Annotated in this window: 17 protein-coding genes; 4 read left to right on the top strand and 13 right to left on the bottom strand. The window is 56.5% G+C overall.

Annotated elements, in window-relative coordinates:
• The first annotated feature begins 432 nt into the window (after positions 1 to 432).
• Positions 433 to 1,542 (top strand): SDR family oxidoreductase, encoded by a 1,110-nt coding sequence (locus ACOTXT_RS11335; RefSeq protein WP_008499625.1) that lies wholly within the window; start codon positions 433 to 435, stop codon positions 1,540 to 1,542.
• Positions 1,543 to 1,595: 53 nt separating this feature from the next.
• Here ACOTXT_RS11335 and eno read toward each other — a convergent pair whose 3' ends face one another.
• The 5 genes from eno to rlmD form a co-directional block, all read right to left on the bottom strand.
• Entirely contained in the window at positions 1,596 to 2,894 is a 1,299-nt protein-coding gene (gene eno, locus ACOTXT_RS11340) for a phosphopyruvate hydratase (RefSeq protein ID WP_003862715.1), read from the bottom strand.
• An 82-nt stretch (positions 2,895 to 2,976) separates the two neighbouring features.
• Positions 2,977 to 4,614: a glutamine hydrolyzing CTP synthase gene (pyrG, locus tag ACOTXT_RS11345; protein WP_008499626.1), complete on the bottom strand. Its 1,638-nt coding sequence runs from the start codon at positions 4,612 to 4,614 to the stop codon at positions 2,977 to 2,979.
• Positions 4,615 to 4,837: 223 nt separating this feature from the next.
• Positions 4,838 to 5,629 carry a nucleoside triphosphate pyrophosphohydrolase gene (mazG, locus tag ACOTXT_RS11350; protein ID WP_063618210.1) on the bottom strand — a complete coding sequence of 264 codons (792 nt, stop codon included), beginning with the start codon at positions 5,627 to 5,629 and terminating at the stop codon, positions 4,838 to 4,840.
• Between the two features lie 66 nt (positions 5,630 to 5,695).
• Complete coding sequence (relA, locus tag ACOTXT_RS11355; protein WP_008499628.1) at positions 5,696 to 7,927, bottom strand: GTP diphosphokinase; 2,232 nt, start codon at positions 7,925 to 7,927, stop codon at positions 5,696 to 5,698.
• Between the two features lie 51 nt (positions 7,928 to 7,978).
• On the bottom strand, positions 7,979 to 9,277 hold the full coding sequence (gene rlmD, locus ACOTXT_RS11360; protein WP_333165181.1) for a 23S rRNA (uracil(1939)-C(5))-methyltransferase RlmD: 1,299 nt from the start codon (positions 9,275 to 9,277) through the stop codon (positions 7,979 to 7,981).
• A gap of 57 nt (positions 9,278 to 9,334) precedes the next feature.
• On the opposite strand from rlmD, the gene barA reads away from it, so the two are divergent.
• On the top strand, positions 9,335 to 12,094 hold the full coding sequence (gene barA / locus ACOTXT_RS11365; RefSeq protein ID WP_021241900.1) for a two-component sensor histidine kinase BarA: 2,760 nt from the start codon (positions 9,335 to 9,337) through the stop codon (positions 12,092 to 12,094).
• Between the two features lie 89 nt (positions 12,095 to 12,183).
• Here barA and ACOTXT_RS11370 read toward each other — a convergent pair whose 3' ends face one another.
• The 8 genes from ACOTXT_RS11370 to syd all read right to left on the bottom strand — a co-directional run bounded on the left by ACOTXT_RS11370 (position 12,184) and on the right by syd (position 20,538).
• Positions 12,184 to 13,323, bottom strand: a complete 1,140-nt coding sequence (locus tag ACOTXT_RS11370) for a glycerate kinase (RefSeq protein WP_233396042.1) — start codon at positions 13,321 to 13,323, stop codon at positions 12,184 to 12,186.
• 77 nt (positions 13,324 to 13,400) lie between these two features.
• Complete coding sequence (gene gudD / locus ACOTXT_RS11375; RefSeq protein WP_058653944.1) at positions 13,401 to 14,738, bottom strand: glucarate dehydratase; 1,338 nt, start codon at positions 14,736 to 14,738, stop codon at positions 13,401 to 13,403.
• A 15-nt stretch (positions 14,739 to 14,753) separates the two neighbouring features.
• Positions 14,754 to 16,094 (bottom strand): enolase C-terminal domain-like protein, encoded by a 1,341-nt coding sequence (locus tag ACOTXT_RS11380; RefSeq protein WP_333165187.1) that lies wholly within the window; start codon positions 16,092 to 16,094, stop codon positions 14,754 to 14,756.
• Positions 16,094 to 17,449, bottom strand: coding sequence for a galactarate/glucarate/glycerate transporter GudP (gudP, locus tag ACOTXT_RS11385; protein ID WP_063618215.1), 1,356 nt, complete (start codon positions 17,447 to 17,449; stop codon positions 16,094 to 16,096). The genes ACOTXT_RS11380 and gudP overlap by 1 nt, the downstream gene beginning before the upstream one ends.
• A gap of 334 nt (positions 17,450 to 17,783) precedes the next feature.
• Entirely contained in the window at positions 17,784 to 18,233 is a 450-nt protein-coding gene (locus ACOTXT_RS11390) for a flavodoxin (RefSeq protein ID WP_008499636.1), read from the bottom strand.
• Positions 18,234 to 18,257: 24 nt separating this feature from the next.
• Complete coding sequence (truC, locus tag ACOTXT_RS11395) at positions 18,258 to 19,034, bottom strand: tRNA pseudouridine(65) synthase TruC (RefSeq protein ID WP_023325990.1); 777 nt, start codon at positions 19,032 to 19,034, stop codon at positions 18,258 to 18,260.
• Positions 19,031 to 19,360 carry a YqcC family protein gene (locus tag ACOTXT_RS11400; protein WP_046091902.1) on the bottom strand — a complete coding sequence of 110 codons (330 nt, stop codon included), beginning with the start codon at positions 19,358 to 19,360 and terminating at the stop codon, positions 19,031 to 19,033. Before ACOTXT_RS11400 ends, truC begins: the two co-directional genes overlap by 4 nt.
• A gap of 632 nt (positions 19,361 to 19,992) precedes the next feature.
• On the bottom strand, positions 19,993 to 20,538 hold the full coding sequence (gene syd, locus ACOTXT_RS11405; protein ID WP_055322085.1) for a SecY-interacting protein: 546 nt from the start codon (positions 20,536 to 20,538) through the stop codon (positions 19,993 to 19,995).
• A gap of 69 nt (positions 20,539 to 20,607) precedes the next feature.
• Between syd and queF the strand changes: the two genes are divergently transcribed.
• Complete coding sequence (gene queF, locus ACOTXT_RS11410; RefSeq protein WP_023294462.1) at positions 20,608 to 21,450, top strand: NADPH-dependent 7-cyano-7-deazaguanine reductase QueF; 843 nt, start codon at positions 20,608 to 20,610, stop codon at positions 21,448 to 21,450.
• Positions 21,451 to 21,566: 116 nt separating this feature from the next.
• Positions 21,567 to 22,931, top strand: coding sequence for a nucleotide 5'-monophosphate nucleosidase PpnN (gene ppnN, locus ACOTXT_RS11415; protein ID WP_021241893.1), 1,365 nt, complete (start codon positions 21,567 to 21,569; stop codon positions 22,929 to 22,931).
• Positions 22,932 to 23,068 lie beyond the last annotated feature (137 nt).

Below are 23,068 nucleotides of genomic sequence, written 5' to 3' on the forward strand. Positions count from 1 at the left end.
GCCAAAATCAGCCACGAAGAGACGATTTTGGGCTGAAAATTGGAAAATTGAGCCACAGGACGTCGATAAAGGACGGTTTGGGGCGTCATATCGGGAGCTGCGGACCACTTAATCGCAACTTCCTTAAGTTAAGTGGTGTTTAAATGATTTATCCGGTAAATGTTTGGTGTAACAAAGTATTATATTTATTACATTTAGAATTAAGTTTACCATCCGATGAGCACCACAAAAAGAACTTTGAAATCATAAGGTTGAAATATTCATTTTAATAAATTGAATTTTCACCCTGCCTGTAATGTCCAATATCTCCACCTGAATTCCTTTCCTTAAAATAAGCTTAAGATGCTGTCTATTTCGGCGTTTTATTATTTAAATGCCGTTTACTTTTGCACGCCTACAATCCGCCTCATCAATCATAATGAGACGGTATTAATGAAGATGTTAATGATTACAGGCGTGACGGGGTTTCTGGGCGGTGCAGTACTGGAAAAAATTCTGACCAGCGATCAATCCGTAAAACTGCTTTTGCTCGCGCGTGCCAGCGATCCGCAGAGCGGGCTGGAGCGCGTGCTGGAGAACATGCGCAAGTTCAACGTTCCTGAGGACAAACTGGCCACTCTGAGCGTGGACAATATCCTCATTGGCGATCTCAGCCAGCCTGAAGCCTTCCTGAACGATCCGCGTCTGGACCAGGTCACGCATGTCGTGAACTGTGCAGCTGTTGCCTCATTTGGTAACAACCCGCTCATCTGGAAGGTCAACGTGGAAGGAACGCTGGCACTGGCGCGCCGCATGGAGCAGGTTTCAACGCTACAACGCTTCCTCCACGTGGGCACGGCAATGTCATGTACGCCGGAGCAGGATTCCCTGGTCGCCGAAAGCGCCGAATTCAGAGAGAATGCTGAACACCTGGTGGAATACACGTTTTCGAAGTCAACCATCGAACAACTGATGCGCCAGGAATGTCCGAACCTGCCGTTGCTCATCGCGCGTCCGTCCATCGTTGTCGGCCATACCCGCCACGGCTGCACGCCCTCGAGCAGTATTTTCTGGGTCTTCAGCATGGGCCTGATGCTGCAGAAGTTTATGTGCTCGATGGAGGACCGGATCGACGTTGTCCCGGTGGATTATTGCGCCGACGCGCTGTTAATGCTGCTCAACAGCAACGCGCGTCCGGGGGAAGTGGTACACATTTCGGCCGGAGAAGAGAACAGCGTTCGCTTTGCGGATATTGATAATGCGATGGCGCAGGCGCTGGAGAAAGCACCCGTCGGCGATAAGTACGCACAGGTCAGCTACGAAACGCTGGTCAGAATGCGCCGTGAACTGAAAACGATTTTTGGCCCGTGCAACGAACGTCTGATGCTGAGGGCCATGCGGTTATACGGTGCGTTTGCCACGCTTAACGTGCGATTCAGCAACGATAAGCTGCTGAGCATGGGGATGCCGAAGCCACCCCGGTTTACGGATTATATTGCCCGCTGCGTGCAAACCACCCGGGGGCTGACCATTCCGGAGCAAATGGCGGTCGATTTTAAATAGCCAAAAAAAATGCCAGTCATTCGACTGGCATTTTCATGTTAAGGCTTAAGCGATTATGCCTGGCCTTTGATCTCTTTACGACCGTTGTATGGTGCTTTTTCGCCCAGCGCTTCTTCGATACGAATCAGCTGGTTGTATTTAGCAACACGGTCAGAACGGCTCATAGAACCGGTTTTGATCTGGCCAGCAGCGGTACCCACAGCCAGGTCAGCGATGGTAGCGTCTTCAGTTTCGCCAGAACGGTGAGAGATAACCGCGGTGTAGCCAGCGTCTTTCGCCATTTTGATCGCAGCCAGCGTTTCGGTCAGAGAACCGATCTGGTTGAATTTGATCAGGATGGAGTTAACGATGCCTTTCTCGATACCTTCTTTCAGGATCTTGGTGTTGGTTACGAACAGGTCGTCACCCACCAGCTGGATTTTGTCGCCCAGTACTTTAGTCTGGTATGCGAAGCCAGCCCAGTCAGACTCGTCCAGACCGTCTTCGATAGACACGATTGGGTACTGTTTGGTCAGGTCTTCCAGGAAGTGAGTGAACTCTTCGGAGGTGAACGCTTTGTTGCCTTCGCCAGCCAGAACGTATTTACCGTCTTTGTAGAATTCAGATGCTGCACAGTCCATCGCCAGGGTGATGTCTTTGCCCAGCTCGTAGCCCGCTGCTTTTACCGCTTCTGCGATAACAGCCAGTGCTTCTGCGTTAGAACCCAGGTTTGGCGCATAGCCACCTTCGTCACCCACAGCCGTGTTCATACCTTTAGCTTTCAGAACTTTAGCCAGGTTGTGGAACACTTCAGAACCCATACGTACTGCTTCTTTCAGGGATTTCGCGCCAACTGGCTGAATCATGAATTCCTGAATATCAACGTTGTTGTCTGCGTGCTCACCACCGTTGATGATGTTCATCATTGGTACAGGCATGGAGTATTTGCCTGGGGTGCCGTTCAGTTCAGCGATGTGCTCGAACAGTGGCATACCTTTAGCCGCCGCAGCCGCTTTGGCGTTCGCCAGGGAAACGGCCAGGATTGCGTTCGCACCGAAGTTAGATTTGTTTTCAGTACCGTCCAGATCGATCATGATCTTGTCGATGCCAGCCTGATCTTTGGCATCTTTGCCAACGATAGCCTGAGCAATAGGACCGTTAACAGCGCCAACCGCTTTCAGTACGCCTTTGCCCATGAAACGGGATTTGTCGCCATCACGCAGTTCCAGCGCTTCGCGGGAACCGGTAGAAGCACCTGATGGAGCAGCTGCCATACCGACGAAACCACCTTCCAGATGAACTTCGGCTTCAACGGTCGGGTTACCACGGGAGTCGATGATTTCACGACCGATGACTTTAACGATTTTGGACATTAGATTTTCCTCAGTACAAGTTAAACTAAAACTCCAGACAAACAACGCGTACCAAAGGTACGCGTTGCCGTTCTAACTTTTTTTACTTCGCCTGACGCTTCTGGTAGTCGCTGGCGGCTTTTACGAAGCCTGCAAACAGCGGATGCCCGTCACGTGGCGTTGAAGTAAATTCCGGGTGGAACTGGCAGGCGACAAACCACGGATGGTTTGGCACTTCGATGATCTCGACTAACTGATCATCCCCGGAGCGGCCCGCAACACGCAGACCCGCAGCTTCAATTTGTTTCAACAGCATGTTGTTGACTTCATAGCGGTGACGATGGCGCTCGGTGATGACCGGCTCGCCGTACAGCTTGCGAACCACGCTATCGTCAGTCAGCTGGCAGGCCTGTGCGCCGAGACGCATAGTGCCACCCAGATCGCTCTTCTCGGTACGGACTTCGACGTTACCGTCTTCATCACGCCATTCAGTGATAAGCGCCACAACAGGGTACTTACAGTCTGGCACAAATTCCGTAGAGTTCGCGTTTTCCATTCCCGCTACGTTGCGCGCAAATTCGATCAGCGCAACCTGCATACCCAGACAGATGCCGAGGTATGGAATATTGTTTTCACGCGCATAACGCGCGGTGGCGATCTTGCCTTCTACACCACGGTAGCCGAAGCCGCCAGGGATAAGGATAGCATCCAGATCTTTCAGGATTTCAACGCCACGCGTTTCAACATCCTGCGAATCAATCAGCTTGATGTTCACGGAGACACGGTTCTTCAGACCACCGTGTTTCAGCGCTTCGATCACGGACTTATAGGCATCCGGCAGCTCGATGTACTTGCCGACCATACCGATAGTCACTTCGCCTGCCGGGTTGGCTTCTTCGTAAATAACCTGTTCCCATTCAGACAGGTTAGCTTCCGGACAGTTCAAGCTGAATCGTTTACAAATATAATCGTCCAGACCCTGTGATTTCAACAGGCCCGGGATTTTATAAATGGAATCGACATCTTTCATTGAAATAACGGCTTTTTCAGGCACGTTACAGAACAATGCAATTTTCGCACGTTCGTTCGCCGGAATGGCGCGATCGGAACGGCAAACCAGGATGTCAGGCTGAATACCGATAGAGAGCAGCTCTTTAACAGAGTGCTGGGTCGGTTTGGTTTTCACTTCACCTGCCGCCGCCATGTAAGGCACCAGCGTCAGGTGCATGAACAGCGCGTGTTCACGACCAATGTCTACCGCCAGCTGACGAATCGCTTCGAGGAACGGCAGGGATTCGATATCACCCACGGTACCGCCGATTTCAACCAGCACAACGTCATGCCCTTCGCCACCGGCAAGGACACGCTCTTTGATGGCGTTAGTGATGTGTGGGATAACCTGCACGGTCGCGCCCAGATAGTCACCACGGCGCTCTTTACGCAGAACGTCAGAGTAGATGCGGCCAGTCGTGAAGTTATTACGACGGGTCATTTTGGTACGAATGAAACGCTCGTAGTGGCCAAGATCCAGATCGGTTTCAGCGCCGTCTTCAGTAACGAACACTTCCCCGTGTTGGGTTGGGCTCATGGTGCCAGGATCGACGTTGATGTACGGATCCAGTTTCATCATGGTCACATTGAGGCCACGGGCTTCAAGAATGGCTGCGAGGGAGGCTGCGGCAATGCCTTTACCCAGAGAGGATACGACCCCGCCGGTCACAAAAATATAGTTCGTTGTCATGCTGAACCTGAGAAGTTAGGGTGAAACGATGGAATAACCAGGACGGGAAAGTAGTATACCCGAACACGGCGAGCGCCACAAACTTTCATTCTCCGTCTCCATTCCAGGCCATGACAAATATAAGGAGTGAGAAAATAGCCCCTTTTGGGTAAATGTTTTTGACGCAAATCAAGCGCTTGTCATTTAAAAAATCACACAAATTGCGCTTGATCGCAAAATTTCGTTAGAGATCAGATTCCTGGCGCTTTACTTCCTGCCAGACTTCTTCCATCGCGTCGAGGTCAATACCGCTCATTTCCAGGCCTCGCGAGGCGACAATCCGCTCCACTTCGCGAAAGCGGCGTTCGAACTTAAGGTTGGCTTTTTGCAGCGCCGTTTCCGCTTTTACACCCAGGTGGCGAGAAAGGTTGACGGTCGCAAACAGCAGATCGCCCATCTCTTCCTCAAGCTTTGCTTCATCCACCACCGCCTGCTGCGCTTCGTGCATCACCTCGTCAATCTCTTCGTGCACTTTATCCAGCACCGGGCCGAGGGAGGTCCAGTCAAACCCCACGGCGGAGCAGCGTTTCTGGATTTTGTGCGCGCGCATCAGCGCGGGCAGGCTCAGTGGAATGTCGTCCAGCGCGGAGTGCTGGGATTTTTCTGCCCGCTCGGCGCTTTTGATCTGCTCCCAGCGGGCCAGGACTTCGGTGCTGGTTCCTGCGGTAGCGTCACCGAAAATATGGGGATGACGGCGCTCAAGCTTGTCGCTGATGGCAGCGCAGATATCGTCAAATTTAAAGCGCCCCTCTTCCTGCGCCATCTGCGCGTAGAACACAACCTGGAAAAGCAGATCGCCCAGCTCGCCGCGCAGGTCGTCAAAATCTTCACGGGAAATCGCGTCCAGCACCTCGTAGGTCTCTTCAAGGGTGTACGGGGCGATGGTGGCGAAAGTCTGCTCTTTGTCCCACGGGCAGCCGTTTTCCGGGTCGCGCAGGCGTTTCATGATGCCGAGCAGGCGGTCGATTTGAGTCATAATACTGTCCTGATGAAAAAATGCCGGGTGGCGGCGTTGCCTTACCCGGCCTACGGAAGAGGATGTTTAGCCGCCGTGCAGACGACGCGCGTCAATCACATCCGGCACCTGGTTCAGCTTGCCAAGCACGCGGCCCAGCACCTGCAGGTTATAGATTTCGATGGTCATATCGATGGTGGCAAGCTGCTCGCGGGTATCGCTGCGGCTGGCGACGCCCAGCACGTTGACCTTCTCGTTGGCGAGAATGGTCGTGATGTCGCGCAGCAGGCCGCTGCGGTCGTTGGCAGTGACGCGCACCACCAGCGAGTAGCCGGCGGAGTAGCTCTCGCCCCAGACCGCTTCCACGATGCGCTCCGGCGCATGGGACTGCAGCTCGGCAAGCTGGTCGCAGTCGGAGCGGTGGATCGAGATCCCGCGCCCCTGGGTGATAAAGCCGACGATATCGTCGCCTGGAATTGGCTGACAGCAGCGGGCAATGTGGTGCATCAGGTTACCGACACCTTCGACCACCACGCGGCCGTTGTCTTTGCTGCGCTGCTGCGGCGCGTAGGTTTTCTGCTGCAGCTGCTTCAGCGCCGCCGCGTCCTGCTCTTCCGCGCTTGGCTTATTGAACTGCGCCTGCAGGAAGTTCACCATCTGATTCAGACGAATATCACCGCCGCCAATCGCCGCTAACAGCTCATCAAGCTCGTTGAAGTTGTAGCGCGGCAGCAGGAATTTCTCCGCCTCTTTCAGGCTGATCCCGATATGCTCCAGCTCGTCGTCAAGGATCTGGCGACCGGCAAGGATATTCTTGTCTCGATCCTGTTTACGGAACCAGGCGTGAATCTTCGAGCGCCCTCGGCTGGTGGTGACATACCCCAGGTTCGGGTTAAGCCAGTCCCGGCTCGGGTTCGGCTGCTTCTGGGTAATGATTTCAATCTGGTCGCCCATCTGCAGCTGATAGGTGAACGGTACGATACGCCCGCCAATTTTCGCCCCGATGCAGCGGTGCCCCACATCGCTATGGATGTGGTAGGCAAAATCGAGCGGCGTAGAGCCGGCCGGCAGGTCGACAACGTCCCCTTTCGGGGTAAAGACGTAGACGCGATCGTCAAAGACCTGGCTGCGCACTTCGTCGAGCATCTCGCCGGAATCGGCCATCTCTTCCTGCCACGCAATCAGCTTACGCAGCCAGGCAATGCGGTCTTCGTGGCCAGAACGCGCCCCGCCGGACGTGCCTTCTTTGTATTTCCAGTGCGCGGCAACGCCCAGCTCGGCGTCCTCGTGCATCTGTTTGGTGCGGATCTGAATCTCGACCGTTTTACCGCCAGGTCCAAGCACCACGGTATGGATTGACTGATAGCCGTTCGGTTTGGGGTTGGCGACATAGTCGTCAAACTCATCGGGCAGATGGCGGAAGTGCGTGTGCACTATCCCCAGCGCGGCGTAGCAGTCCTGCAGACGCTCCGCCACGATACGCACGGCGCGCACGTCAAACAGCTCGTCAAAGGCGAGGTGTTTCTTCTGCATTTTGCGCCAGATACTGTAGATGTGCTTTGGTCGACCGTAGACTTCAGCGCGCACGTTCTCTTCTTTCATCGCCTGGCGCAGGCCGCCGACAAATTCCTCGATATAGTGCTCGCGGTCGATGCGGCGCTCGTGCAGGAGTTTGGCAATCCGTTTGTATTCCGCCGGGTGCAGATAGCGGAAGCAGTAATCTTCCAGCTCCCACTTCAGCTGACCAATCCCCAGCCGGTTCGCCAGCGGCGCATAGATGTTCGTACACTCTTTGGCAGCCAGCACGCGCTCGTCTTCCGGCGCATCCTTCACCTCTCGCAGATGGGCAATACGCTCGGCCAGCTTGATGACCACGCAGCGGAAATCATCCACCATGGCCAGCAGCATCCGGCGAACGTTATCGACCTGCTCTGAGGAGACGGAATCCGTATGCGCGGCTTTGAGCTGACGAATGGCTGCCATATCGCGCACGCCGTGGATCAGCGCGACGACGGATTTTCCGACGCTGTCGCGCAGCACGTCTTCGCTGACCACGTCCGCATCCGCGAGGGGGAAGAGCAGCGCGGCCTGCAGCGTTTCGATGTCCATGTTCAGCATGGACAGGATTTCAACCATCTCCACGCCGCGCCACAGGAGAAGATCGGCGTCGGGATGCCCCTGCGTGGTGCGCAGACAATAGGCCCAGGTTTCGGTTAAGCGTTCACACGACTGCTGGCTGGAAATTCCCAGACTTGCGATCCATTTTTGTGGGTCAAACTCCCCAGCTTTATTGAGATGTGCACTTCTTACCGCAACCATTGTCCTCTCCTTTAGGGACCAGGGCCTGTCGAAGTCGACAAGCCAAACAAATTAGATGTGCTCGAACAACACCATCGATTCCAGATGCCCAGTGTGCGGGAACATGTCCAGCATTGCCAGACGCTGAATCTGGTAACCCGCGCTGAGCAGTGCCTCGCTGTCCCGGGCAAGCGTTGCCGGGTTACAGGAAACATAGACCACACGCTTTGGCGCGAGTTTAATAATATGTGCCATCACGCCCGGGGCACCGGCACGCGCCGGGTCGAGCAAAATTTTATCAAAGCCCTGCTTTGCCCACGGCTGTTGGGTGACATCGTCCTCAAGATTTTGATGAAAGAATGTCACATTTTGCAAGCCGTTCTGCCGCGCGTTCTCCTGCCCTTTCGCCACCAGCGCCTCAACGCCTTCCACGCCGACGACGCTGGCCGCTTCTTGCGCCAGCGGCAGCGTGAAGTTGCCCATTCCGCAGAACAGATCGAGCACCCGGTCGCTTTTCTGAACGTCCAGCCACGCCAGCGCTTTCGCCACCATCTGCTGGTTAACACCATCATTAACCTGAATGAAATCCCGCGGGCTGAACGTTAAGCGTAGCCCGTTTGACGCATACCAGGGCGCCTCACCGGTAACCTGTTCAAGTATCTCGCTTTGTGGTGCCAAGAAAAGCGCCAGGTCGTGGGAATGCGAAAAGCGTTCCAGTTTTTCGCGATCTTTCTTCGACAACGGCGCGGTATGGCGCAGCACCATCAGCGGGCCATTGTTTGCCATGACCAGTTCGACGTGCCCAAGATGGCGTACGCCGTCCAGCCCGGAGAGGCAGATGCGCACTTCCGGAAGCAATGCCTCAAGATGGGGCACCAAAATGGGGCACTGCTTCACGTCAACGATGTCGCTGGAGCCGGCCTTGCGAAACCCCATCTCCAGCCGCTCCGTTTTTGGCTGATAGCTGAGGCTCAGGCGCGCGCGACGACGATAGCCCCAGGGCTCATCGGCAACAATTTCGTTAACGTCATGTTTGAGCAGACGCGCCAGCGCGCGGCTTTTGCTTTTTTGCTGTAATTCTGTGCTCGCATGCTGTTGCTGGCAGCCGCCGCACACGCCAAAATGGGGGCAGCGGGGTGCCACACGCTCCGGGCTATCGCTGAGGCGACGCTTAACCTGCCCGCGCGCAAACTGGCGTTTATCTTCCGTCAGCGTAATTTCTGCTCGTTCTGCTGGCAGTAAACCTGTTATAAACAGAGCCTTACCATTGTGACGTGCCACTCCCTGGCCAAACGGATCGAGTTCCGTGGCCTCAACAGTGATGATTTGACGCGTCGTCACGCGTCGCTTTGCAGAGTAGAATTGCGCCATCGCAGAGATTTTTCTCACATAACCATAATTATCTTAATTGTCCCATAACGGAACGCCATGACCAACTACAGCCTGCGCGCGCGCATGATGATTTTGATCCTCGCCCCCACCGTTCTCATCGGTTTGCTGCTGAGTATCTTCTTTGTGGTGCACCGCTATAACGATTTGCAGCGACAGCTGGAAGATGCAGGCGCCAGCATTATCGAACCGCTTGCCGTCTCCAGCGAGTACGGCATGAACCTGCAAAACCGCGAATCCATTGGGCAGTTAATCAGCGTACTCCACCGCCGCCACTCGGACATCGTACGCGCCATTTCCGTTTACGACGAACATAACCGCCTGTTCGTCACCTCAAACTTTCATCTCGATCCGGCAGCACTGAAAATCCCGGACGGTACGCCGTTCCCGCGCCACCTCACCGTATTGCGGCGCGGCGATATCATGATCCTGCGCACGCCGATCGTGTCGGAAAGCTATTCCCCCGATGAGTCTGCGCAATCCGACGCCAAATCCAGCAATAATATGCTGGGATATGTGGCGCTGGAGCTGGATCTCAAGTCGGTCCGGCTACAGCAGTACAAAGAGATCTTCATTTCCGGCGTGATGATGCTGTTCTGCATCGGCATTGCGCTGATCTTCGGCTGGCGCCTGATGCGCGACGTGACGGGTCCCATCCGCAACATGGTTAACACGGTTGACCGCATTCGCCGGGGACAGCTCGACAGCCGTGTGGAAGGGTTTATGCTGGGCGAGCTGGATATGCTGAAAAACGGCATCAACTCGATGGCGATGTCGCTGGCGGCGTATCACGAAGAGATGCAGCACAACGTTGACCAGGCGACGTCCGACCTGCGCGAAACGCTGGAGCAGATGGAGATCCAGAACGTTGAGCTGGATCTGGCGAAAAAGCGCGCTCAGGAAGCGGCGCGTATTAAATCGGAATTCCTTGCCAATATGTCGCACGAGCTGCGCACGCCGCTCAATGGCGTGATCGGCTTTACCCGTCTGACCCTGAAAAGCGAGCTCAACCCCACTCAGCGGGATCACCTGCACACCATTGAACGCTCGGCCAACAACCTGCTGGCGATCATTAACGACGTGCTGGACTTCTCCAAGCTGGAAGCGGGCAAGCTGATCCTCGAGAGTATCCCCTTCCCGCTGCGCAGCACGCTGGATGAAGTGGTGACGCTGCTCGCGCACTCGTCGCACGACAAAGGCCTGGAGCTGACGCTTAACATTAAAAACGACGTGCCGGATAACGTTATTGGCGATCCGCTGCGCCTGCAGCAGGTCATAACCAACCTTGTCGGGAATGCCATTAAGTTCACCGAAAGCGGTAATATCGACATCCTGGTAGAGAAACGCTCGATCAGCAGCAATAAGGTCCAGATTGAAGTCCAGATCCGCGATACCGGCATCGGCATTCCGGAGCGCGACCAGTCGCGTCTGTTCCAGGCGTTCCGTCAGGCGGACGCCAGCATCTCCCGCCGTCATGGCGGTACCGGTCTGGGGCTGGTGATCACCCAGCGCCTGGTGAACGAGATGGGCGGCGATATCTCTTTCCACAGCCAGCCAAACCGCGGTTCAACCTTCTGGTTCCACATTAATCTGGACCTTAATCCGAACGTGCTGACCGATGGCCCGGTGACGGACTGCCTGAAAGGCAAGCGTCTGGCCTACGTTGAACCTAACGCTGCGGCGGCGCAGTGTACGCTCGACATCTTAAGCACCACGCCGCTGGAGGTGGTCTACAGCCCCACCTTCTCGGCGCTTGCCGTAGAGCATTACGATATTCTGCTGATGGGCATTCCGGTAACCTTCACCGGCGAGTTGACCATGCAGCAGGAGCGCCTGGCGAAAGCCGCGTCGATGACCGACTACCTGCTGCTGGCGCTGCCGTGCCATGGGCAGCTCAACGCGGAAGAACTGAAAAACGACGGCGCGGCCGCGTGCCTTTTGAAACCACTGACCGCAACCCGTTTGCTGCCAGCCCTCACGGAATATTGCCGTCTTAGCCAGCATGCCCTTCCGCTGATTAACGATGAGCAAAAATTGCCGATGAGCGTGATGGCGGTGGATGATAATCCGGCCAACCTGAAGCTCATTGGCGCATTGCTTGAGGACCAGGTTCAGCATGTGGAGCTGTGCACCAGCGGCGCGCAGGCGGTTGAACAGGCTAAGCAGATGCAGTTCGATTTAATCCTGATGGATATTCAGATGCCGGGCATGGACGGCATCCGGGCCTGCGAGCTGATCCACCAGTTGCCGCATCAGCAGCAAACGCCGGTTATTGCTGTCACCGCGCACGCGATGGCGGGCCAGAAGGAGAAGCTGCTGAGCGCCGGGATGAATGATTACCTGGCGAAGCCCATCGATGAAGAGAAACTTCATAGCCTGCTGTTGCGCTACAAGCCGGGTCATATTGGCGGAACGTACACGGTTTCCAGCGAGCAGGCTGAGATAAGCGTTAATCAGAACGCCACCTTTGACTGGCAGCTCGCGCTGCGCCAGGCGGCAGGTAAACCCGATTTGGCCCGCGACATGCTGCAAATGCTGGTCGCGTTTCTGCCGGAAATTCGCAACAAGGTGGAAGAGCAGCTGGTGGGTGAAAACCCGGAAGATCTGCTGGACGCAATCCACAAGCTGCACGGCAGCTGCGGGTACAGCGGCGTACCGCGGCTGAAAAACCTCTGTCAGCTTCTGGAGCAGCAGCTGCGTGCGGGCACGCCGGAATCGGAGCTTGAACCGGAGTTCCTGGAGCTGCTGGATGAAATGGATAACGTGACGCGCGAAGCGATGAAGGTGTTGGGGAGCTGAGGTAAAAGCCCGGTGGCGCTACGCTTGCCGGGCCTACAGGTGCACTAACGTAGGCCGGGTAAGGCGAAGCCGCCACCCGGCAATCACAGCTAAAATGCCTGCCCCACTTTCAGCACCGCCGCGATATTCCTTGCGGCCATCCTGACGTTCTCGCCGGCATTTTCCAGCGCGTCTTCCAGCGTGCAGATGGTGTAGATCACGCTAAACACGGCATCAATGCCGTGATCGTGTACCACGCCAACGTCCGCCGTCAGGCTGCCTGCAATGCCAATAACGGGTTTGTTAAAGCGTTTTGCCACCTTCGCCACCCCCACCGGGACTTTGCCGTGGATCGTCTGGCTGTCAATGCGGCCTTCCCCCGTGATCACCAGATCCGCATCGGCCACCTGGTCGGCCAGGTGTAGCGCATCGGTGACGATCTCAATGCCCTGGCGCAGCTGCGCGCCGCAAAAGGCGTAGAGCGCCGCGCCCATGCCCCCCGCCGCGCCGCCGCCAGCAAGGTTCAGCACGTCGATATCCAGATCCCGGGCAATGACGCTCGCATAGTGCGCAAGCGCATTGTCCAGGGTGACGATCATCTCGGGTGTGGCGCCCTTCTGCGGGCCGAATACCGCTGACGCGCCATCGTTCCCGGTAAGCGGATTGGTTACATCGCAGGCCACCTCAATCCGGCATTCCACCAGACGCTTGTCCAGCCCGCTCAGGTCGATACGCGCGAGTTTTCCCAGCTCGCCCCCGCCCTGCCCAAGAGGCTGTTCATTGTCGTCCAGCAGCTTCGCCCCCAGCGCCTGCACCATCCCTGCGCCGCCGTCGTTGGTAGCGCTGCCGCCAATGCCAATAATAATATGCTTAACGCCCACATCCAGCGCGTGACGAATCAGTTCGCCCGTGCCCCAGGAGGTGGTTTTCAGCGGATTACGCTGCGAAGGCGCAACCCGCTCCAGGCCGCTTGCCGCCGCCATTTCAATAAAGGCGCTCTGCTTATCTCCGGACAAGCCATAAAACCCCTCCACGCGCTCGCCCAGCGGGCCGGTCACCGGAACATGTACAATGCTTCCCTGCGTTGCCGCGATCATCGCCTCAACCGTCCCTTCGCCACCGTCCGCGACCGGCAGCTTCACGTAAACCGCCTCGGGAAAGATCTCGCGAAAACCACGTTCTATCGCTGTCGCAACCTCAAGCGCACTCAAACTTTCCTTATACGAGTCCGGTGCGATAACAATTTTCATAAGCCATCCTTACGCATAGTCGTTACGTTAAGCATACACCACGTAAAAGACCGCTCATGGGAGCGGTCCCAATGCGTTTATCGTACCATGCACGGGCGTTTATTGTCGAATGTCCAGTCAGGGATCAGATACTGCATCGCCATCGCATCGTCGCGCGCGCCCAGACCGTGTTTCTGATACAGCTCATGGGCCTTCATGACCTGATCCATATCCAGCTCAACCCCCAGCCCCGGCGTGGAAGGCACCTGCACCATGCCACCTTTGATCTCAAACGGCTGCTTAGTAAGACGCTGATTACCTTCCTGCCAGATCCAGTGGGTGTCGATAGCAGTGATCGTGCCCGGCGCAGCGGCGGCGACGTGCGTGAACATCGCCAGCGAGATATCGAAGTGGTTGTTGGAGTGCGAACCCCAGGTCAGGCCAAACTCATGGCACATCTGCGCCACGCGCACCGACCCCTGCATCGTCCAGAAGTGCGGGTCGGCCAGCGGAATATCGACTGACTGGAGGGATAAGGTGTGTCCCATCTGACGCCAGTCGGTCGCAATCATATTGGTCGCGGTCGGCAGCCCCGTAGCGCGACGGAATTCCGCCATCACTTCACGGCCAGAGAAGCCTTGCTCAGCCCCGCACGGGTCCTCCGCGTAGGCCAGCACGCCTTTCAGCTGCTTGCCGATCGCAATCGCTTCATCAAGGGACCAGGCCCCGTTCGGATCGAGCGTCACACGCGCCTGCGGGAAACGTTTTGCCAGCGCGGTGACGGCTTCCGCCTCTTCTTCCCCGGCCAGCACGCCGCCCTTCAGTTTGAAATCGTTGAAGCCATATTTTTCGTATGCCGCTTCCGCCAGGCGCACCACCGCATCCGGGGTCATTGCCTCGTCGTGGCGAAGCCGGTACCAGTCGCATTGTTCATCCGGCTGGCTCTGATACGGCAGTGGCGTCAGCTTGCGGTCGCCGACAAAGAACAGATAGCCCAGCATTTCCACTTCGCTGCGCTGCTGCCCCTCGCCCAGCAGCGACGCAACGTTAACGCCCAGATGCTGGCCCAGCAGATCCAGCATCGCGGCTTCAATGCCGGTCACCACGTGGATAGTGGTGCGCAGATCGAAGGTCTGCAGACCCCGGCCCCCGGCATCGCGATCGGCAAAGGTGTTACGCACGGTGTTGAGGACATTTTTGTACTCACCCAGCGTTTTGCCCACCACCAGCGGAATGGCGTCCTCCAGCGTTTTGCGGATCTTCTCCCCGCCCGGAATTTCACCCACGCCGGTATGGCCGGCATTGTCTTTGATGATGACAATGTTGCGCGTGAAGAACGGCGCGTGCGCGCCGCTCAGATTCATCAGCATGCTGTCATGGCCCGCAACCGGAATGATTTGCATGGAAGTGACGACAGGGGTCGTAAAAGTACTCATCGTGTAATCCTTTTATCAGTGACGTCCGAAAACAGGGCGCTTACGGTCAAATGTCCAGCCGGGAATAAGGTACTGCATCGGGCCCGCATCGTTTCGCGCGCCACCCGGCAATTTTTTATACGCCTCATGGGCTTTATGGATCCGATCCCAGTCCAGCTCCACGCCCAGGCCCGGCGCATCCGGTACGGCAATCTTGCCATTGATGATTTCCAGCGGATTTTTCGTCAGGCGGGCTTCGCCTTCCTGCCAAATCCAGTGCGTGTCGATGGCGGTCGGGTTACCCGGCGCAGCGGCGCCAACGTGGGTAAACATCGCCAGCGAAATATCAAAGTGATTGTTCGAATGACAGCCCCAGGTGAGTCCCCAGTCATCGCACAGCTGCGCCACGCGGACCGCGCCTGAGAGCGTCCAGAAGTGCGGGTCCGCCAGCGGAATGTCGACGGCGTTGAGCATCACCGCATGGCCCATTTCGCGCCAGTTCGTGGCGATCATATTGGTCGCCACCGGCAGCCCGGTGGCCCGACGGAACTCGGCCATGACTTCGCGGCCCGAGAAGCCCTGTTCCGCGCCGCAGGGGTCTTCCGCATAGGTCAGGACATCCCCCAGCCCTTTGCACAGGCTAATGGCTTCATCCAGCAGCCATGCGCCGTTGGGATCGACGGTGATCCGCGCATCCGGGAAGCGCTTTTTCAGCGCCCGGGCCGTTTCAATCTCCCGCTCGCCGGGCAGCACGCCGCCCTTCAGCTTGAAATCCTTAAAGCCGTAGCGATCCTGCGCCGCCTCGGCCAGCCGCACCACCGCGTCGCTGGAGAGCGCTTCCTGGTGGCGCAGGCGATACCAGTCGTGATCGCCCGTGGATCGAGCCAGATAGGGGAGATCGGTTTTATTGCGATCGCCAATGTAGAACAGATAGCCCAGCACGGTGACCGCATCGCGCTGTTTGCCGGGCCCCAGCAGCTCGCAGACCGGGACATTGAGCGCCTTACCCAGTAAATCGAGCAGAGCCGCTTCCAGTGCGGCGACCGCATTGACGCGCAGTTCAAACGTCCAGGCACCTTTACCGAACGTCTCAAAGTCTGCCGACTGGTTGCCCTTATGCACCCGCTGAACCACCCTGTTCAGACGGGCAATCTCCTGCCCCACGACCTGCGGAATGGCATCGACCAGCGTCTGGTAAATCACCTCTCCGCCAGGGGCCTCGCCCACGCCGGTATTCCCTGTGCTGTCTTTTAGCACGACGATATTACGGGTAAACCAGGCGTTATGGGCGCCGCCAATATTGAGCAGCATGCTGTCCTGTCCGGCCACCGGGATGACCTTCATCTCGGTGACGATAGGGCTCGATTGCGTTGTCATCAGCCACGCTCCGTAACAGGTTTAAGTTCGACGCGTTTGATATCCCCCACCAGCACCAGGTAACTCAGGACCGCCACCAGCGCATGCACACCCACGTAGATTAGCGCACCGTTGAACGAGCCGGTGGTACCGACGATGTAGCCGATAGCGATGGGCGTCACAATCCCGGAGATGTTGCCGAACATGTTGAACAGACCGCCGCTCAGGCCGCTGATCTCTTTCGGGGCCGTATCCGCCATTACCGCCCAGCCCAGCGCGCCAATGCCTTTGCCGAAGAAGGCCATCGCCATAAAGCCGATAATCATCCACTCGGCATTGACGTAGTTACAGAACACCATGGTCATGGAGAGCAGCATGCCGAGCACGATGGGCGTTTTACGCGCGATGTTCAGTGAACCCGTGCGGCGCATCAGCCAGTCGGAAATCACCCCGCCGAGCACGCCCCCCACGAAGCCACAGATGGCCGGGACCGAGGCAACAAACCCCGCTTTCAGAATCGACATGCCGCGTGCCTGCACGAGGTACACCGGGAACCAGGTGATGAAAAAGTAGGTCAAGGCGTTGATACAGTACTGGCCCAGATAGATCCCGATCATCATACGCGATCCGACAAGCTGCCTGATCTGCGCCCATTTCTGGCTGAACGGCACTTTCGCCGTCGAGGATTTCTGATCCATGTTGATCAGCGCGCCGCCTTCAGCGATGTACTCGAGCTCTTTTTTGTTTACGCCAGGGTGCAGGTTGGGTTCGTGGATCACTTTCAGCCAGATAAAGCTGATGACGATCCCGAGTCCGCCCATAAAGAAGAACACGTGCGACCAGCCCACCTCATGGGTTAGCCAGCCCATAATGGGCGCAAAGATCACCGTCGCGAAGTACTGTGCGGAGTTGAAAATCGCCACCGCCGTTCCCCTCTCCTGCGCCGGGAACCAGGCCGCCACAATGCGGCTGTTGCCCGGGAAGGAAGGCGCTTCCGCTAAGCCCACCAGGAAGCGCAGCGTGAAGAGCGCGACGATAATGCCGAAGCCGCTGAAGATATCGACGAAGCCCTGCAGCAGGGTAAAGGCAGACCAGATGAAGATGGACCAGAAGTAGACCCGTTTCGAGCCAAAGCGGTCGAGCAGCCAGCCGCCAGGAATTTGCCCGATGACGTAGGCCCACGAGAAGGCGGAGAAAACGTAACCCATGCCCACGGGATCAAGGCCGATATCTTTTGCCATTTCCGAGCCGGCAATCGACAGCGTGGCGCGGTCACCATAGTTAAAGGACGTGACGATAAACAGCATCACCACTATCCAGTAGCGGGCATTGGTGCGCTTTTCAGCGCTGCTCGCTGCGTGGCTTAATGAACTCATTGTTGCACTCCTGAAACATAGCTTTCGCCTGGTTCATTCTGTACAGCACCGGTAGGGTAAGCAGAATGAGATTGGTTTTTGTCGTTTTGGTACGGCCTGAAGCCGTTTTATCGTGACCGGAAAAGTATATGAAGGAGTGCCTCTTCACCTCACCGTGCAAAAACACAGTATTAAAGGGCGTGAGGGAGGTTGTTTAGGGCATAAGCCCAGAGGAGTGGAAGGTGGTTCACGGAAATGGCGTTTGGTGCGGAGTGTAATGCCGGGTGGCGGCTACGCCTGACCCGGCCTGGAAAACCCGTAGGCCCACGCAAGCGAAGCGCCGCCGGGCAGAGTGTTATTTGAGAAGTGAGGCCCAGTTCTCCACCCACGGGTTTGATTCGCTTTCTGGCTCCGGGTGCTCACCCGCATCAATCAGCAGCATCTCGCCGACGCGCTGGGCGCTCTGCTCCTGCAACAGCGCATCGAACTGCTTGCCGCCGCCGCAGAAGTTAGCGTAAGCGCTGTCGCCGAGGGCGATGATGCCGTAGCGAACGTCTGGCTGATAGCCAAGCTGGTCTTTAATGCCCTGGAACAGCGGCACGATGCTGTCCGGCAGATCGCCCTGCCCGGTAGTGGAGGTCACCACCAGAATGTATTTATCTTTATACTTTTCCCAGTCCGCCAGCTCCGGATCTTCATAGACCGTGGCTTTATGACCCTGGCTTGCCAGAATCGCCTCCGCCTCTTCCGCAACCAGCAGCGAGTTGCCGTACATTGTGCCGACAAAAATGCCTACTTCAGCCATGCTATTTTCCCATAGTGAATGCGCTTACTCTTCATCCTGAACGTTGCCCGATACAAACTCAACCCTTTCATTTTCGGGGAGTTGTCCCAGCCAGCCAAACTGTGACAGCGCCTGCATCCAGACGTCGTCCAGCCCCGCGCGGAGAGTCAGCGGCTCGCCGGTAAACGGGTGCATCAAGCTCAGCTCGCTTGCGTGTAACATCAGACGATGGCAGCCAAAGTGTTCGGCCGCGCTGCGGTTCTGGCGCAAATCACCGTGTTTGCTGTCGCCAATAATCGGGTGGCGCAGATGCGCAAGGTGGCGTCGCAGCTGGTGCTTGCGCCCGGTTTTGGGCAGAAGCTCAACCAGGCTGTAGCGTGTGGTCGGAAATTTGCTGGTGGCCACCGGCATTTCCGTCGTCGCCATGCCGCGATAATCCGTCACGGCCGGCTGCGGGCCTTTGTCATCCCGGGCAAATTTATCGCCGATTTTGTCCAGCTCCTCCACCAGCGGATAATCCAGGGTGGCGGACTCGGTCAGCCAACCACGCACGATCGCGTGGTAGCGCTTCTGGATCTGGTGCTGTTCGAACTGCTGAGCCAGCAGACGGCCAGCTTCGCTGGAAAGCCCCATCAGCAGCACGCCGGAGGTCGGCCTGTCGAGGCGATGGGCGGTAAACACATGCTGACCAATCTGGTCACGAACGGTCTGCATCACCACCACTTTCTCGTCGCGATCCAGCCAGCTGCGGTGCACCAGCCAGCCTGACGGTTTATTCACCGCCACCAGCCACTCGTCCTGATAGAGGATTTCCAGCGTCATGCATCTTCACCGGCAAACAGGGCATCCAGCTTTTCCAGTTCGACCAGCATGACGTCGCGCGCAGGGTGCGTCGCGTCGAGCGCCATTTCATAATAGGGAGAGACAGCAAACGCCTGCGGCAAGGGGTGCCCCCCCTCAAGCAGGGCGTGCATGCGCGGAATTAACACCCACTGCAGCCACTCGAAAGGCGCCAGCGTATCCAGGCAGAAAGGCTGGGTGCTGGTGAACGCTTCTGGCTGCGGCGCGGTCTCCTGCCACAGCTGATGTTGGCGCAAAAGGGCTTCGATGGCGTGCAACTGAGCACGAACGCTATCGTGTTGCGTCATAGTAACCTCAACTGAAAATGTGAACGGCGCGCAGCATAGCATTGCGAAAGGCAGAAATAAAAAAAGGGAGCACTGTAAAAACAGTGCTCCCGGTTCGTTCCGCAGCATTCCAGCTACAATTCGTGCTCCCTGCTCATCCGTGACAACTTTTCCTGAAGCCCGAAGGCCTGGTCATCCGTCTACCTTTCGCATCCTGCACACATCTTCCTGACGTGTTTGTTTCATCCTGAAACGTCCTGGCCTTCCTGACCCACCGACCATCCTGACCGGCTCTCGTTCTCCTTCCTGGAGGTGTCCCTTACGCATCCTGCGTTATCCACTTCGCTTCATCCAGAAGCCTTCCTGCTGCGCCATCCTGACGAGTCCTGTGTGAGAAACGCCATCATCCTGATGTTCGTTTCTCGTGTCGGCTTCCTGTCGACGGAGATAGAATCCGCTATTCCGCTTCGTCTTACAACCCACTCAGCCAGAGTTGTAAGACGCGGGGACTCCCTAAAAATAATAGGAGGAACAACTAATTCGTTGAAAAATAGAGTAATATTAATCTGAATTTAATGAGGTAATACTGAATGTTCCAGCGATCTCTCACAAACCTTGTAAGAGATCTCTCACACGCGCTGTAGCAGCATGGATTACAGAAGGGGCTCAAGTCGGGTGAGGAAATCCGCAAGAGAAGGGGCGAGAGTCTCGCGATTGCGGGTACCGATAGTCTCTTTAATCACTTCGCCTGACAGGTTACAGACGGAGATAACGTCCAGTTCGCTGTCCAGCGTGGCAATAAAGAGCGTCGGAGAAAGCTTAAGGCGCTTTTGCGTGACCAGATGACCAATCAGGTTTTCCTGAACACGCTGCAGATCGTCTTCGCTCCAGGTCTGCAACAGCGTCAGCGTCATGTCCGCAAAGCGCGCGGGCATATCCCCTGCAAACTGCGTGGCATAAAACGCATGAACCGCTGGTTGTACCACAATGTCCATTGCCCGTTCAACCGCATTTACATTCTGCTCGCCGTTATTCGGCTTCGGCTGCCAGATCACGTAATCATCAAGCGAAGAGATAATGCACGGCGAAGGGACGCCATATAAATCAGCACTTTGCGGCCACGTGCCCTGCTTTTCATGCCATGCGTCGCAGTAGCGGGTCGTGAAGGTAGTGAGGGCATTTGCAGTTTCGATGTCCACCGATTTCTCTCTTCTTGTCAGACAGGATAAACTCAGGCCATAAGTGTACCTGTAAAGTGGCTATGAAACATGTCTTACGAAAATCATCAGGCGTTAACCGGCTTAACGCTGGGTAAATCGACCGATTACCGCGATACCTACGATGCAAGCCTGCTGCAGGGCGTGCCGCGTAGCCTGAACCGCGATCCTCTGGGACTGCACGCGGACGCGCTGCCGTTCGTGGGTGGCGATATCTGGACGCTGTACGAACTCTCGTGGCTCAACGCGCGCGGCCTGCCGCAGGTGGCGGTGGGACACGTTGAGCTGGACTATGCCAGCGTGAATCTCGTCGAGTCCAAAAGCTTTAAGCTCTATCTCAACAGTTTTAACCAGACCAAATTCAACAGCTGGGACGACGTTCAGCGCACCCTGGAACGTGATTTAAGCGCCTGCGCGCAGGGTAAGGTGAGCGTTTCACTGTATCGCCTGCACGAGCTGGAAGGCCAGCCGGTCGCCCACTTCAACGGGACCTGCATCGACGATCAGGATATCGAGGTGGAGAATTATGAATTCAGCGCCGATTACCTCGAAAACGCGGCGAGCGGCAAGGTGGTTGAAGAGACGCTGGTGAGCCATCTCCTGAAATCCAACTGCCTGATTACCCACCAGCCGGACTGGGGCTCGGTGCAGATCCAGTATCGCGGGCCAAAAATCGACCGGGAAAAGCTGCTGCGCTACCTGGTGTCGTTCCGCCATCACAATGAATTCCACGAGCAGTGCGTGGAGCGCATCTTTAGCGATATCCAACGCTTCTGCCAGCCGGAAAAATTGAGCGTTTACGCGCGCTACACCCGCCGCGGCGGCTTGGACATCAACCCGTGGCGTACCAACACCGATTTTGTCCCGGCGACGGGCCGGCTGGTGCGTCAGTAATAAAAATATTTTCACAATATGCGCGGTATCTTCCGCGCTTTAGGTTGTGAAACGTCACGCGCCAGGGCTATTGTAATCAACAGGGAAAGACGATAATCGTCCCGTAAGGAGCTCACTTGATTACACATATTAGCCCGCTTGGCTCAATGGATATGTTGTCGCAGCTGGAAGTGGACATGCTTAAACGCACGGCCAGCAGCGATCTTTATCAACTGTTTCGTAACTGTTCACTTGCCGTTCTGAACTCCGGAAGCCTGACAGACAACAGTAAAGAACTGCTGTCCCGCTTCGAAAGCTTTGATATCAACGTGCTGCGCCGCGAGCGCGGCGTGAAGCTTGAAGTCATCAACCCGCCGGAAGAGGCGTTTGTCGACGGACGCATCATCCGTTCACTTCAGGCTAACCTGTTTGCCGTGCTGCGTGACATCCTGTTTGTTAACGGGCAGATCCACAACGCAGGCCGTTTCCAGCATCTCGACCTGGAAAGCTCGGTCCATATCACCAACCTGGTGTTCTCTATTTTGCGCAACGCCCGTGCCCTGCACGTGGGTGAAGCGCCGAACATGGTTGTCTGCTGGGGCGGTCACTCCATTAACGAAACCGAATACCTTTATGCGCGTCGGGTGGGCACCCAGCTTGGCCTGCGCGAGCTGAATATCTGTACCGGATGTGGTCCGGGTGCGATGGAAGCGCCAATGAAAGGTGCCGCAGTGGGTCACGCGCAGCAGCGCTACAAAGAGGGACGGTTTATCGGCATGACCGAGCCGTCCATCATCGCCGCTGAGCCACCTAACCCGCTGGTTAACGAGCTGATTATCATGCCGGATATCGAAAAACGTCTTGAAGCGTTTGTCCGTATCGCTCACGGCATCATCATCTTCCCGGGCGGCGTGGGGACAGCGGAAGAGCTGCTCTATCTGCTGGGTATTCTGATGAACCCGGCCAACAAAGATCAGGTCCTGCCGCTGATCCTGACCGGACCAAAAGAGAGCGCCGACTACTTCCGCGTGCTGGACGAGTTTATCGTGCACACGCTGGGTGAATCCGCGCGTCGTCACTATCGCATCATCATCGACGATGCTGCGGAAGTGGCGCGTCAGATGAAAAAAGCGATGCCGCTGGTGAAGGAGAACCGTCGCGATACCGGGGATGCCTACAGCTTTAACTGGTCAATCCGCATTGCGCCGGACCTGCAGATCCCGTTCGAGCCTTCACACGAGAACATGGCGAACCTGAAACTTTACCCGGATCAGCCGGTGGAAGTCCTGGCCGCCGATCTGCGTCGCGCCTTCTCCGGGATTGTGGCGGGCAACGTCAAAGAGGTCGGTATACGCGCCATTGAGCAGTACGGTCCGTACAAGATCCACGGCGATCCGGAGATGATGCGCCGCATGGATGACATGCTGCAGGGCTTTGTCGCCCAGCACCGCATGAAGCTGCCGGGCTCCGCCTATATTCCTTGCTACGAAATCTGCACATAACGCTTAGCGGCATCTCATCAAAGCCGGGTCGCCCTGTCGCGCGTTCCGGCTTTTTTTATTCCTGATGTAATTCATAGGCATCACTTATATCTTTTACAAAATCGCCACAAACGCAAACGATTACCTGTATTTTTCAA

The sequence above is a fragment of the Enterobacter cloacae complex sp. IR5422 genome, assembly GCF_049238165.1.
Classification (GTDB): Bacteria; Pseudomonadota; Gammaproteobacteria; order Enterobacterales; family Enterobacteriaceae; genus Enterobacter; species Enterobacter roggenkampii.